Origin of the sequence: Duganella sp. OV510 (genome assembly GCF_900100205.1) — a bacterium.
In the GTDB taxonomy this organism is placed as follows: domain Bacteria; phylum Pseudomonadota; class Gammaproteobacteria; order Burkholderiales; family Burkholderiaceae_D; genus Rugamonas.
In genome coordinates, this window is the sequence record NZ_FNEQ01000008.1 from 56,241 (window position 1) to 70,081 (window position 13,841).

Sequence of the window (13,841 nt, forward strand, 5' to 3'; positions counted from 1 at the left end):
TATTTAATTCGGTATGTATGAGGAATTGATGCAATTAATAACAAAAACAGCTTGCCGCGCCGTGGCGCTGGCCTTTGTCGGCACGATGGCTGCCGCACACGCACAGGACACCATCAAGATCGGCCACGTCGCCGCAACATCCAGCGCCATCGCCCACCTGGGCAAGGATAATGAAAACGGCGCGCGCATGGCGGTGGATGAGCTGAACGCCAGGGGCCTGATCATCGGCGGCAAAAAATACAAGATCGCGCTGTTGGCGGAGGACGATGCCGGCGATCCGAAGCAAGCCACCACCGCCGCGCAGAAGCTGGCGGACGCCAAGGTGGTGGGCGTGGTCGGCCACCAGACTTCCGGCACCACCATTCCAGCCTCGCGCATTTACTATGACGCTGGCATTCCGCAGATTACGCCATCGGCCACCTCGCCGCAGTACACGCGCCAGCGCTACAACACCACCTTCCGCAACATCGCCAACGATGAGCAGCTTGGCCCGGCCCTTGCGCGCTATGCGATGCAAACCTTGCAGGCCAAGCGCATCGCCGTGGTGGACGACCGCACCGCGTACGGCAAGGGCCTGGCCGACGAATTCGCCAAGACCGTCAAGCGCACCGGCGCGGCCAGCGGTAGCAGCGTGGTATCGACCCAGTACACCAACGACAAGGCCACTGACCTGATGGCCATCCTGACCGCGATCAAGGCGACCAAGCCGGACATGATTTTCTTCGGCGGCATGGATGCGGTGGCGGCGCCGATGCTGCGGCAGATGAAGCAGCTGGGTATCCCCGTCAAGTTCATGGGCGGCGATGGCATGTGCTCGGACTCGGTGCCGCGCCTGGCCGGTGAAGGCATGAACGACGGCCAGGTGATCTGCGCCGAAGCGGGCGGTATCGAGCCGGCGCAGGAAAAGGGCATGGCAGATTTCCGCGCGGCGTACAAGAAGCGCTTTGGCGTCGAGGTGCAGACCTATGCGGCGTATTCATATGATGCGCTGATGACGCTGGTGGACGCGATGCAGCAGGCGGGTTCGCCGGAACCGGCCAAGTATCTGCCGTTCCTGGCCAGGATCAAGCACAAGGGCATCACCGGCACCACCTCGTTTGACGCGCGCGGTGATGTGCAGGATGGCGCCATCACCATCCACACCTTCAAGGGCGGCAAGCGCCAGAAGCTGGCTGTAATCAAATAAGCCCTATCCAAAGACAGGCTGCCGCAGATTGGCAGCCTGCTACGGTTTGTGTAATAATAGGAATGATTCTTATTCCTTGCTAACCCGACTGTGTCCACTCTTGTGCCTTCCCATCATGACGCCGGCTCGCTGTACAGCAGCCATCATGGCTGGCTGCACAACTGGCTGTGGCGCAAACTCGGCTGCCGCGACGGCGCGGCCGATATCGCCCATGACACCTTCGTGCGCGTGCTTGATGCCGGCACGCTCGACGCCCTGCGCGAACCGCGCGCCTACCTGAGCACCATCGCCAACGGCCTGCTGGTCAACCACTGGCGCCGCCTGACGCTGGAACGCGCCTACCTGGACGCGCTGGCGCAGCAGGAGGAATCGCTGGCTTCGTCGCCGGAGGAGCGCGCGCTGGTGATCGAAGCGCTGGTGCAGGTCGATGCGATGCTCGACAAGCTGTCACCGAAGGCGCGCGAAGCCTTCCTGCTGTCGCAGTTCGACGGCCTGACCTACAGCGCCATCGCGGCGCAGTTGCAGGTGTCCGAGCGCATGGTGAAAAAGTACATGGCGCAGGCAATGCTGCAATGCCTGTTGATCGCCAATGGCTGAACCGGCAATCCTTGAATACAACGTGCTGGAACAGGCGGCTGAATGGTTCGCTGTCCTTGGCGCGCCCAACGCCAGCATCGCGGAGCGCGAAGCCTGGCAGCGCTGGCTGGACGCCGCGCCCGCCCACCGCGAAGCGTGGCGTCGTGTCGAAGAAATCAACGCCCAGCTGCATGGCTTGCCCGGCGTGCCTGCGCGCGCAGCGCTGGCGGCAGCGCCGCGTCGTCGCCGTGCGGTGAAGGCGCTGCTGTTGCTATGCGCCGGCGGCGGCATGGCCGGCCTGGCGCTGCGGCGCGAGCAGGCCGGCGAGTATCTGGCAGCGCTGAATGCGCAGCATCGCAGCGGCATCGGCGAGATCGCCGCGCTGCCGCTGCCGGACCGCACGCTGGCCTGGCTGAATACCGACAGCGCCGCCGATGTCGCCTATGGCGAAGACCAGCGGCGCATCGTGCTGCGGCGTGGCGAAATCCTGCTGCACAGCGGTCACGATGGCCATCTGCCTGCGCGTCCGCTGGTGGTCGAGGTGCGTGGCGTGCGGCTGCGCGCTCTGGGCAAGCGTTTCGCGGTGCGCATGACGGAGCAGGGCACGCGGCTGGCGGTGTACCAGGGCGCGGTGGAAGTGGGTGGCCAGAGCGTGGTGCCGGCTGGTTCGCAGGTCGACATCATCGACGGCCGCCCCGGCGCGCTGACGCCGGCGCATGAGGACAGCAGCGCATGGTCGCGCAAGCTGTTGATTGCCACGCAGATGCGGCTGGAGAATTTCCTCGCGGAGCTGGCGCGCTACCGTCATGGCCATGTGAGTTGCGATCCATCGCTGGCCGATCTGCGGCTGGTGGGTAGCTATCCTTTGAACGACACCGACCAGGCGCTGCAAATGCTACAGGCCGCGCTGCCGGTGCGCGTCGAGCGCACGCTGTCGTGGTGGGTGACTGTCAAACCGCGCTGACCATGAAGAGATTGTTCTTGCTGGCCCTGCTGCCATCGCTGGCGGTGGCGGCGCCCGTCATTCCCGCCGGCTCGCTTGACCAGGTGCTGCGTGACTATATGCTGGCCAGCGGCGCCTTGCTGAGTGCCGACGGCCGCCTGACGCTGGACCGGAGCAGTCCAGGCCTGGCCGAATTGTCGGCGCCAGAGCGCGACCTGCCGCGCATTCTCAACGGCACCGGACTGGAAGCGGTGCGGCTGGCCGACGGCAGCTATCTGTTGCGCGGGCAGACGCCACCACCTGAAGCCGAGCTGCTGCCGGAAGTGGTGGCGCGGCCGGCAGCGCAGGCGCCGTTCGATGCGATCAGCTATTTCGCGGTCAAGGGCGGAGCACCGCTGCGCGACGTACCGCAGGCTTTGAGCGTGGTGGAGGCGACGCAACTGCACGAACGCGGTCTGCTCAGCATGGGCGAAATGCTGGCCTACGTGCCAGGCGTGCAGGCGACGCTGGGTGAGGGTAATCGCGACAGCGCCGTCTTCCGGGGCTATAACACCAGCGCTGATTTCTTTGTCAATGGGCTGCGCGACGACGTGCAGTATTACCGCGATTTCTACAATACCGAAACGGTGGAGGTTCTGAAAGGGCCGAACGCCACGGCGTGGGGGCGTGGCGGTTCCGGTGGCGCCGTCAACCGCACCACCAAGCAGGCCCAATGGCGCGATATCGGCGAGGCTGATGTGCAGCTGGGGACGTGGCAGGACCGGCGCGTCAGCGTGGATGTCGGCGGCGCCTGGAATCCGCAACTGGCGTGGCGGCTGAACGCTGTCGACGAAAGCGCGCGCTCGTATCGCGATGGCGTGTGGCTCAAGCGGTATGGCGTTGCGCCATCGCTGTCCTGGCGCGATGCCGGCGGCACGCTGGTCCAGCTGAGCTATGAGCATTTTCACGACCGGCGCACGACTGATCGCGGCGTGCCTTCTTATGCGGGCCGTCCCGTGGACAGCGATCCATCCACCTTCTTTGGTGACGCCGCCAACAGCTACAACGGCGTGGATATCGATGCGATGACGCTGCGGGTCGAACGGCAGCTGGCGCCGTCGCTGAAATGGAGCAGTCAGCTGCACTATGCGGTCTACGACAAGTATTACCAGAACGTGTTCACCGGCGGCGTGGTGGACAACGGCGCGACTGCGCTGCTGATGGCCTACAAGCGCAGCGCGAGGCGCAGCAACCTGCTGTACCAGGGCGAGCTGGAAACCGTGGTGGACACGGGCACCCTGCGGCATCGCCTCAACGTTGGTATGGAACTTGGCCGACTGCGTACCGATAACGCCCGTGCCACCGGCTATTTCGACAGCCTGGGCACGGACGTGCAGTATGCCTATGTGCCGGTGGCGCAGCCGGCCATCCATCTGCCGGTGAGCTTCCGCCCCACCGCGACCGATATGCAGAACGCCAGCCGCGCAGAGAATGCCTCGTTGTACATCCAGGACCAGATCACGCTGTCGCCGCAGTGGCAATTGCTGGCCGGCTTGCGCGCGGAGGCGGTAAATGTGGATTTCCGCGATATCCGCAACGCACAGCAACTGGCTAGCCATGATCGCCCGCTGGCGCCACGGCTGGCCTTGACCTATCGTCCGCTGCCGCCGCTGTCGCTGTACGCCAGCCTGAGCAAGACCTATGTGCTGCGGGTCGGCGAGCAAATGACATCGCTGACGGTCGATAATCAGTCGCTGGTGCCGGAAGTGGTGCGCAATCAGGAGATCGGCGCCCGCTGGGATGATGGCGGGCTGTCGGCCAGTGTCGCGCTGTACCAGCTGCGGCGCGGGAATGTGCTGGTCGAGGACCCGCTCAACGCCGGCGAGACCATGCTGGTGGAAGGGCAGCGCGGCCATGGCGTCGAGATGGAGCTGGCGGCACGCATTCATCGCGGCTGGCGGCTGAACCTTGGTTACGCGCGCCAGCATTCGCGTCTGTCATCGGTACTGGATGGCGCGCAAATGCCGCATACGCCGCATCAGACCCTGTCTGCCTGGAGCAGTCATGCGCTGGTGCCGGGAGTGGAGGCGGCATTTGGTGTGATCGCGCGTAGCGCCATGTACACCTCGACCAGCAATGCGGTGCAACTGCCAGGTTATGCACGGCTGGATGCCAGCCTGGCGTGGCAGCTTGACCAGCGCAGCCGCTTGCAGATCCGCGTTGAAAACCTGACGGACCGCGCTTATTTCGGGGCGGCGTACAGTGACAATAATATTATGCCGGGTTCTCCGCGCGCCGTGCGGATAGGGCTCAACAGCCACTTTTGAAAATATTTTTGTATTTGTGGTTCCCTTTTTTGCGTCTCGCTTGGCAAAGGAGATGTAAGGAGGAGAGTGACATATGCAACAGCCGACGCATGGAAGCGCAGCGCACCAACGGGTGCAGGAATGGATACGCAAATCGCCGTTGCGCATCACGAAGGCCCGGTCGGCCGTCGCCAGCGTGCTGCTGCGCCAGACGGAGCCGATCAGCGCCGAGGTGGTGTTCCGCCAGTTGATCGAAGATGACAAAAATATCAGCCTAGGCTCGGTCTATCGCATCCTCAAACAAATGGAGGACGAGGGACTGGTGCTGCGCGACCGCCATGTGACCTCGGGCGGCATCAAGGCGATCTACTCCATCCAGTCCGACACGGCGCACAACCGCAAGTATGTGTTCCGCTGCGATGTCTGCGGGCGCCAGCAGCGCATTGCCGATGCGGTACTGGCTGGCCAGCTGGCGAATGTGGCAGCGCTGGAAAGCTTCGATCTGCCGGAAGAGATATTGATTCCCGCCCGTTGCCGGGGATGCAACCCGGCCTGAAGGCTTTTTAACTCGCCGTTAATGATGGCTGAAATAGACTGCGCGCTTTCCTACGCAATCTGGTTCGTCCATGCCTGTCTTTTCCCGCTCTGCGGTCGCGCTGCTCGCGCTGGCTACCGTCTTCATCGTCTGCTCGCTATTGGTGCTGGACGTCCGTACGCTGATCCCTCCTGATGAGGGCCGCTACGCCGAAATGGCGCGCGAGATGTTCCTCACTGGCGACTGGGTTACCACCCGCCTGAACGGCATCAAATATTTCGAAAAGCCGCCGCTGCATTCCTGGATGAGCGCCGTGGCGTTCACCTTATTTGGCCTGGGCGATTGGCAGGCGCGTCTGTGGAATGGCTTGTGCGGCATCGCTGGCGTGTTCATGGTGGCCTACACCGGGCGGCGCGTGTTTGGCGGTCGCGCTGGTTTGTACGCGGCGCTGGTGCTGGGCTCCATGCTGTTCTGGGCGGCGGCGTCGCAATTCAATTCGCTGGACCTGCCGGTGGCCGCTACCATGGCGCTAGCCCTGTGCGCGCTGCTGCTGGCGCAGCGGGATGGGGCCAGCGATGCGCAGCGGCGCAACTGGATGCTGGTGTGCTGGGCGGGCATGGCGCTGTCTGTGCTGACCAAGGGCCTGATCGGCGTGGTACTGCCGGGAGGCGTGCTCGCGATCTACCTGCTGGTGAGTGGCGATCGCACCATTCTGCGCCGCCTGCATCCGCTAGCCGGGCTGGCGTTGCTGCTGCTGATCGCCGTCCCGTGGTTCCTGCTGGTTGGCGCGCGCAATCCGGAGCAGCCCCAGTTCTTCTTCATCCACGAACATTGGGATCGCTTTTTCCTCAAGACCCATCATCGTGAAGGTCCGTGGTACTACTTCCTGGTGCTGATGCTGCCGGCGGCGGTGCCGTGGCTGCCGTTGCTGCCGACAGCGCTGGCTGCCGCGCGCAAGCGGGTGGCAGGCCGCTTCCAGCCGATGCAACTGTTGCTGGTGTGGACGCTGTTCATCCTGTTCTTCTTCAGCTATTCGAGTTCAAAGCTGCCGGGCTATATGCTGCCGGTGTTTCCCGCCATGGCGCTGCTGATCGGCGTGCATCTTGAACGGACCACACGCGCAATGGCCGTTCTGGCTGCGGTCCTGCTGGCAGTGGTGGGAGTGGTCGGGCTGGCGTGCGCGCCATTTATCACCACCCTGGATACGCCGTTCCTGCACGCCGGCTTCGCGGCGGCGCTGCTGTGCGGGCTGGCGGCCTGGCTGGCGGAAGTACGAGGACAGCGCCTCGGCATGGTGCTGGCGGTGGCGCTTGGCGGCTGGCTGATGACGCAATTGCTGATGGCGTCGCACGAGCCGTTTGGCCGCCGCAAGGCCGGCCTGGATGCGGCCATGGCGATCCGCAGCGAACTGCGCGCCGATACGCCGGTCTATTCGGTCGGCACCTACGAACAGTCAATGACGTTCTACATGGGCCACACGGTGATTCCGGTGGCCTATGAGGGCGAGCTGGAGTTCGGCCTGGCACAGGAGCCTGTGCGCGGTATCGTGTCCCTGGAAGAGTTCTACAAGCGCTGGCGTACCGCCGCCGCGCATGGCCAGCCGCAGTACGCCATCATCCGCAACGACCTGTATTTCGAGGCACGCAGGCTAGGCTTGCCGATGCGCGAACGGGCGCGCGGCAACGAGATGATCGTCATTTCGTCGCCTTAATGCGCCGTTAATGATTGCTTCGGCAGAATCGCAGACTTCAATGATTACCTGATGGTGCAGCAAGTGAAAAAAGTATTGATCCTTGGCGTGAACGGCTTTATCGGCCACCACCTGTCGAAACGCATCCTGGAAACGACCGACTGGCATGTGTATGGCATGGACATGAATACCGACCGTATTCCGGACCTGCTGGCGCATCCGCGCATGCATTTCTTCGAGGGTGACATCACCATCAACAAGGAGTGGGTTGAATACCACGTAAAGAAGTGCGATGTGATCCTGCCGCTGGTGGCGATCGCCACGCCATCGACCTATGTGAAAGCGCCGCTGCGCGTGTTCGAGCTGGATTTCGAGGCCAATCTTCCCATCGTGCGCTCGGCAGCCAAGTACGGCAAGCATCTGGTGTTCCCATCGACGTCGGAGGTGTATGGCATGTGCCATGATGACGAATTCGATCCGGAGAATTCGGAACTGATCTGCGGCCCGATCAACAAGCCGCGCTGGATCTATTCGAACGCCAAGCAGCTGATGGACCGCGTGATCTGGGGCTATGGCATGGAGGGTCTGAATTTCACGCTGTTCCGTCCATTTAACTGGATCGGTGCAGGGCTGGATTCGATCCACACGCCGAAGGAAGGCTCGTCGCGCGTGGTGACGCAGTTCTTCGGTCACATCGTCCGTGGCGAGAATATCTCGCTGGTCGACGGCGGCCATCAGAAGCGCGCCTTTACCGATATCGACGACGGCATTGATGCGCTGATGAAGATCATTGAAAACAAGGACGGCGCCGCCACCGGGAAGATCTACAACATCGGCAATCCGGTCAACAATTATTCGATCCGCGAGCTGGCTGGCATGATGCTGGACCTGGCAGGCAAGTATCCAGAATATGCGGCTGGCGCACGCCAGGTCAGTATCGTCGAAACCACGTCGGGTGCGTACTACGGCCCTGGCTACCAGGATGTGCAGAACCGTGTGCCGAAGATTACCAACACCTGCGAGGAACTGGACTGGGCCCCCAGGACCAGCATGGCCGGCGCGCTGAAGAAGATCTTCGACGCCTATCGCAGCCAGGTCGCCGACGCCAAAGCGCTGGTGGAGTAAGATAAGGTGTTGATAACGGTTGGGAGATAGCGGCGTGCGTCTGCTTCTGGTGGAAGACGATCCGATGATCGGCGAAAGTATCGTGGAAGGACTGCGTAGCGAGAGCTACGCGGTCGACTGGGTGCGTGACGGCCGCGATGCCGAACTGGCGCTGAAGACGGTCGATTATGATCTGATGCTGCTGGACCTGGGCCTGCCGGGCAAGCAGGGCATGGAGGTGCTGCTGACGGCCCGCAAGCGCGGCGCCGATCTGCCGGTGCTGATTATCACCGCGCGCGATGGTACGCCGGCCCGCGTAGCAGGGTTGGACGCCGGTGCCGACGATTATCTGGTCAAACCTTTCGACCTGGATGAGCTGCTGGCGCGCATCCGTGCGCTGCTGCGCCGCCGCGTCAACCGCACCCGTTCGGTCATCGAACACGGCGCGTTGACGCTGGACCTGGCCAGCCACGAAGTGACGTTCGAAGGTGCACCGGTCAAGCTGTCGGCGCGCGAGTTTTCCGTGCTGCGCGCCTTGCTGGACAACCCGGGCAGCGTGGTGTCCAAGAGCCAGCTGGAGGAAAAGCTGTACGGCTGGAACAGCGAGGTGGAAAGCAATACGGTGGATGTCTACGTTCACCACCTGCGCAAGAAGTTCGGCACCGACTTTATCAAGAACGTGCGTGGCGTCGGCTACAAGATCCCGGTGGCGCAATGATGAGCATCCGCCGCCAGTTGTTGCTTGGCCTTTTGGGCGCGATGCTGTTCTGCGTGCTTGGCGCAGGCGCTTCCCTTTACCGCTCGCTGCTCAGCGAGACCAATGAACTGGCCGACCTTCAGCTGCGCCAGCTGGCTGCCGCGCTGCCGCACGAATTTTCACCTGATAGCGGCCTGCCCGTCGCCGAAGATCCCGAAGAAGAATTTGTCCTGCAAGCCTGGGATGAGGAAGGCAATCCGCAAACGCTGCTGCCGGGGCGGCTGGAACTGCCACGTTACGCAGTGCAGGGCTTTTCGATGGCGATGGTCGGCGGACAGCAGTGGCGCCTTTATGGCGAGACGCGGCGTGGTCGCTACGTGCAGGTGGCGCAGCAGATGGCGGTGCGTGACGAACTGGCGGCTGCCATGACCTTGCGTGCAGGTGCGCCGTTACTGGCTTTCGGCGTGGTGCTGGGCGTGCTGATTCTGGTCGTCGTGGCGCGCGCGCTGCGGCCAATGAACCGTCTGGCGCAAGCGGTGGCAGGGCGCACGCCGGATGCGCTGACGCCGCTGGACACTGACGACATGCCGCCGGAGCTGCGTCCGGTGGTGCTGGCCTTGAACGGCTTGATGCAGCGCTTTGAAGCGGCGCTGACGGCGCAGCGCACCTTTGTCGCCGATGCGGCGCATGAACTGCGCTCACCGCTGACGGCACTCAAGCTGCAATTGCAACTGGTGGAGCGTGCCGGCAGCGACGAGGCGCGGCAAGTGGCGCTGGCCAAGCTGCATGAACGGCTGGATCGCGGCACCCATCTGGTGCGGCAGCTGTTGAGTCTTGCGCGGCACGAGACGCCACTGGGCGCGGCGCAACGGCGCCAGGTCGATCTGGGCCTGCTGCTGGAAGCAGCGGTGGCCGATCATTCCGCGCTGGCCGATAGCCGCAATATCGATCTGGGTATCGAAGCGCCAGCGCAGGTGACCATCGTTGCCGATGCCGACGGCTTGCGCGTGCTGCTGAATAACCTGGTCGACAACGCGCTGCGCTACACGCAACAGGGCGGCAAGGTGGATTTGCAGGCGGCGTATGAGAATGGCCGCCCGCTACTGCGTGTGCGCGACAACGGGCCAGGTGTGCCGGCCGAGTCGCGTGCGCGCCTGTTCGACCGTTTCTTCCGACCGGACGGGCAGGAGGTGTGGGGTTGCGGCCTTGGCCTGTCCATCGTCCGCAACATCGCCGACCATCATCAGGCCGATATCGTGCTGTCCGAAGGTGAAGCAGGGCGCGGCTTGTGCGTGACGGTGTTGTTCAAGACGTAGAACGCCTCCTTGTTTTCGACGCGTTCCAGCGTCCATCCTTGGCGCGCGTAAAAGCCGTCGGCGCGGGTATTGGCGCCCGTGCTCAGGCGCACCGCCTCGCAGCCTTGCGCAAACAGCCAAGCTACCGCCAGGTCCAGCAACTGGCGGGCAATGCCACGGCCCTCGTATTCCCGCGCCATGAATAGCGCCCAGATAGACGCGTCCTGACTGTTTGCGTAGCAGAAGCCGGCAATCACACCGTCTACTTCCGCCACCCAGCCGCGCCCCAGCTTCTGTAGATAATCCTCGTACATCTGCTGGGTGATCCGGGCTGGATCGGACAGCTTGTTCTCCGCGACAGCTAGCCGTATCCGCGACATCGCCGGGATGTCTGCGGAAACGGCGAGGCGCAGGGCTGTTGGCATTATGCGCCTGGCGGCGGGCCGCCAGCGCCAGGACCGCCTGGGCCGCCGGGTCCGCCCGGGCGCGGGCCCCAGCCGCCTTCTTCCTGTTTGTCCGAGCTGGACGAAGTGCCACCGAAGCGGTACGACAGGCCGACATACACCACGCGGCCATCGAAGCGGCGGATGCTGGTCTCGCGCAGCGTATTGCTGTTGATGATGGTTTCCATCTTGTTGGTGTTGAACAGGTCCGTCACATTGGCCACCAGCGTCAGTTGCGACGTCACGTTATGGCGCCAGCTGGCGTTGAGCGTGCGGTTGGGCGAACGATAGCCCTGGCCGGATAGCTGCTTGCCCATCATTTGCAGCGCCAGCTGGAACTGGTTGGCCGGATCGTATTGATAGTTCAGTCGCACGCGGCCGCTCAGCGAATTGGCTGTGCGCTCCACCAGCACGCCGGTGTCGTCGTAGAAGCTTTGCTGCGCGCGCATCAGGTTACCGCTGGTGTTCAGCGTCAGCGATGGCGTCAGCTTGCCGTTGACGGTGAATTCGAGGCCGCTTGAATGGCTGCCTTCACCATTGGCCTTGGTGGTCAGCAGCACATTCGGCGCCACGAAGTAACGGTAGTCAACGATGGCGTCGGTGTCGCGGCGGTAGTAGCCACGCAGATTGGTTTCGAGGCCGCCGAAGCGCGTTTCGTAGCCGATCTCGAACGAATCGGTCTTGGTTGGCTTCAGGGTCGGATTACCCGAAGAGACGTTGAACTCGTCGCGGTAGGTCACATACGGATTCAGGTCATTCGCGTTCGGGCGGCGGATGCGGCGCGCGTAGGAGAAACGCAGGTTGGCATCGCTATTGACCTTGTAGGTAGCATACGCGCTCGGGATGTAGTTGATGTAATGGTTCCTGGCCTGGGCATTGCCGGTGATCTGGTTGATGTCCATATCGGTGTACTCGGCGCGCAGGCCGGCCAGCGCACCCCAGCGCTCGTTGAGGCGCATCTGGTAACTGCCGTACAGCGCGTACACCGTCTCATCCAGCTCATAGGCATTGGTGCGGCCATTGTTCACCTGCGCGACGCCGGTGAGTGGATCGATGTCGGTGTACAGCGTATTGAACGAACTGTCGTTGGTTGCCACCTTGTAGCCCGCCTTGGCGGTGCCGCCCCACAGCGGACGCTCGTAGTCGCCGGTGAAGTCGACGATGCGGGTGCTGAACTGGTTGTGCTGCGTCGCGCGGGTATCGACCATGCCGGCGGTGGCGTAGTCGTTGGTGTAATCGCTGTCGTTGTCGTTTTCCGAGGCCGATACACGCAGGTCGATCTTCAGCGTTTCGCCCGGCAGCTCGCCCTTGTGGTCATAGCGTCCGCCCCAGCCGAAGTTGGTGCTGTCGCCGGTGCGCACGGTGCTGCGCACATAGTCGCTGGCCGAAATCAGGCTGGTGGCGCCATTGATGTAATGGTCGCTGGAGCGCTGGTCGTTGGTGCGGCTGTTGTAGGAGACGGTGCCGGTCAGCGTGTCGGTCTGGTTCAGGTTATAACTGGCGCTGCCGTTCAGGCCTGCCATGTCGTTCAGGCCACGGCCGGACGACTGCTGGCTGCTGTGCACAAACTCGCCGGTGGTGGCGTCGAGGCGGTCGCGGGTAACATCGGCCACCGAGTTGCGGCCGTCGTGACGCACATTGGCGCTGCCCTGGAAGCCCCAGGCGCCTTCATTGTAGCTGCCGTTGACAGCGCTGTTATAGCGGCCGGCTGTACCGGCATTGCCGTTGACCGTCGCCATGCCGCCCGGCTTGCGGTTGCGGCGCATGACCAAATTCAGAATAGGGCCGCCACCAGCCTCGTTGCCGAACTGCGCGCCGGGATTATTGATGACCTCAATCGATTCGATATCGTCGGCCGCCATCGCCTGCAACGCCGGGCCGCGGTTATCTCCTTGCAGCATCGCCGACGGTTTGCCGTCCACCATGACCTGTACATTGCTGCTGCCGCGCAGGGTGATGCTGCCGTCCGGATCGACATTGACCGACGGGACATTGTTCAGCGCATCGGCGGCGCTGCCGTTGGTGCTGGAAACGTCGGACTTGACGTCATACACCTGGCGGTCGATGCGGTTGGTCGGGCGCTCGGCCGACACGGTCACTTCAGGCACCACAGGCACGACTTCTTTCGCCTTGATGGCGGCAGGTTTGCCGGCTGGCTTTTCGGGAGTGGTGTTTTGGGCGTAAGCTGGCAGAATGGCGCTGCCGGTCAGGCAGCAGGTAAGCAGTATCTTTTGCATGGTCTGGACGGCACACCGTCTCTGTACGGTAGAGTTGCCATTATACCAGCGCGGTATAGGGCAAATCGCCGCATTTACGCTTCTTTACCTCGGCTTTACATAGAATGGGAACACCATGGCACGCGGCTCCGCGCATATCGGCAGCGACACTTATACCACCCAAATCGAGGTTGGCGGCCACGCGCTGACCGGTGATGAACCGGCCCGCAACGGCGGCCATGACGCCGGCCCCGCACCGTATGATTTTCTGCTGGCCGGGCTGGCGTCCTGCACCGCCATCACCTTGCGCATGTACGCCGACCGCAAGCAGTGGCCGGTCACCGCTGTCGGCGTCGACCTGCACCTGACGCACGCCGAGGATGGCAGCATGCTGATTCGCCGCACGCTGGCCATCAGCGGCGAGGTCGACGCGGCGCAGAAAGCACGCATGAGCGAGATCGCCGAAAAAACGCCGGTCACGCTGACACTGAAGGCCGGGATGCGTATTGATACCCAGCTGGTGTGAGGAAGGTTACGCCGGCGCCGTGGTCACGTAATCAACGATCCGGTCGGCGCAGACTTCGGAAATGGCGATGAAACGGGCGCCGTTGCGGTAGCGTCCCTGCGATCCCACGGAATTACTATGTAATACGGTGAGCGTGATCTCGTTGCGGATTGCGCTGCCGGGGAAGCTGAAATTGAGCAGCAGTTGTTCGTCGGTTGGCATCGCATGGTCGCTGACAAACGCCACGCCCATGCGCGAGATATCGATGATCTGCGTCGGCTGCGTATGTTGTCCATGGATGTCAGTAATGTAGGCGTCCACCTGCAGCAGACGCCTTACATGTTCTCTTCTCGGGTCCATCGTTTT

Annotated in this window: 13 protein-coding genes; 10 read left to right on the top strand and 3 right to left on the bottom strand. The window is 63.0% G+C overall.

All coding sequences use genetic code 11. From position 1 onward, the window contains the following. The first annotated feature begins 28 nt into the window (after window positions 1–28). The 9 genes from BLS51_RS20450 to BLS51_RS20490 all read left to right on the top strand — a co-directional run bounded on the left by BLS51_RS20450 (window position 29) and on the right by BLS51_RS20490 (window position 10,332). A complete protein-coding gene (locus tag BLS51_RS20450; RefSeq protein ID WP_090188434.1) occupies window positions 29–1,186 on the top strand; it encodes a branched-chain amino acid ABC transporter substrate-binding protein in 1,158 nt (385 codons plus the stop codon). A gap of 102 nt (window positions 1,187–1,288) precedes the next feature. After that, window positions 1,289–1,783, top strand: a complete 495-nt coding sequence (locus BLS51_RS20455) for a sigma-70 family RNA polymerase sigma factor (protein WP_229207661.1) — start codon at window positions 1,289–1,291, stop codon at window positions 1,781–1,783. Then, window positions 1,776–2,726, top strand: coding sequence for a FecR domain-containing protein (locus tag BLS51_RS20460; protein WP_090187546.1), 951 nt, complete (start codon window positions 1,776–1,778; stop codon window positions 2,724–2,726). The genes BLS51_RS20455 and BLS51_RS20460 overlap by 8 nt, the downstream gene beginning before the upstream one ends. A gap of 2 nt (window positions 2,727–2,728) precedes the next feature. Continuing rightward, window positions 2,729–5,011 carry a TonB-dependent siderophore receptor gene (locus BLS51_RS20465; RefSeq protein ID WP_090187550.1) on the top strand — a complete coding sequence of 761 codons (2,283 nt, stop codon included), beginning with the start codon at window positions 2,729–2,731 and terminating at the stop codon, window positions 5,009–5,011. A gap of 73 nt (window positions 5,012–5,084) precedes the next feature. Next, window positions 5,085–5,546: a Fur family transcriptional regulator gene (locus BLS51_RS20470; protein WP_090187555.1), complete on the top strand. Its 462-nt coding sequence runs from the start codon at window positions 5,085–5,087 to the stop codon at window positions 5,544–5,546. Window positions 5,547–5,616: 70 nt separating this feature from the next. Then, window positions 5,617–7,236, top strand: a complete 1,620-nt coding sequence (locus tag BLS51_RS20475; RefSeq protein ID WP_090187560.1) for a glycosyltransferase family 39 protein — start codon at window positions 5,617–5,619, stop codon at window positions 7,234–7,236. 63 nt (window positions 7,237–7,299) lie between these two features. After that, on the top strand, window positions 7,300–8,340 hold the full coding sequence (locus tag BLS51_RS20480) for a bifunctional UDP-4-keto-pentose/UDP-xylose synthase (RefSeq protein WP_090188438.1): 1,041 nt from the start codon (window positions 7,300–7,302) through the stop codon (window positions 8,338–8,340). A gap of 34 nt (window positions 8,341–8,374) precedes the next feature. After that, window positions 8,375–9,037, top strand: a complete 663-nt coding sequence (locus BLS51_RS20485; RefSeq protein WP_090188442.1) for a response regulator — start codon at window positions 8,375–8,377, stop codon at window positions 9,035–9,037. Beyond that, complete coding sequence (locus tag BLS51_RS20490) at window positions 9,034–10,332, top strand: ATP-binding protein (RefSeq protein ID WP_090187564.1); 1,299 nt, start codon at window positions 9,034–9,036, stop codon at window positions 10,330–10,332. Before BLS51_RS20485 ends, BLS51_RS20490 begins: the two co-directional genes overlap by 4 nt. Here BLS51_RS20490 and BLS51_RS20495 read toward each other — a convergent pair. Further along, window positions 10,260–10,736 carry a GNAT family N-acetyltransferase gene (locus BLS51_RS20495; RefSeq protein WP_229207662.1) on the bottom strand — a complete coding sequence of 159 codons (477 nt, stop codon included), beginning with the start codon at window positions 10,734–10,736 and terminating at the stop codon, window positions 10,260–10,262. The two genes, BLS51_RS20490 and BLS51_RS20495, sit on opposite strands and share 73 nt — an antisense overlap. Continuing rightward, on the bottom strand, window positions 10,736–12,991 hold the full coding sequence (locus BLS51_RS20500; protein ID WP_090187569.1) for an outer membrane beta-barrel family protein: 2,256 nt from the start codon (window positions 12,989–12,991) through the stop codon (window positions 10,736–10,738). The genes BLS51_RS20495 and BLS51_RS20500 overlap by 1 nt, the downstream gene beginning before the upstream one ends. A 115-nt stretch (window positions 12,992–13,106) precedes the next feature. Here BLS51_RS20500 and BLS51_RS20505 point away from each other — a divergent pair, with 115 nt between their 5' ends. After that, window positions 13,107–13,496: an OsmC family protein gene (locus BLS51_RS20505; protein WP_090187573.1), complete on the top strand. Its 390-nt coding sequence runs from the start codon at window positions 13,107–13,109 to the stop codon at window positions 13,494–13,496. A gap of 6 nt (window positions 13,497–13,502) precedes the next feature. Here BLS51_RS20505 and BLS51_RS20510 read toward each other — a convergent pair whose 3' ends face one another. Next, window positions 13,503–13,835 carry a PilZ domain-containing protein gene (locus tag BLS51_RS20510; protein ID WP_090187578.1) on the bottom strand — a complete coding sequence of 111 codons (333 nt, stop codon included), beginning with the start codon at window positions 13,833–13,835 and terminating at the stop codon, window positions 13,503–13,505. Between the last annotated feature and the right edge of the window lie 6 nt (window positions 13,836–13,841).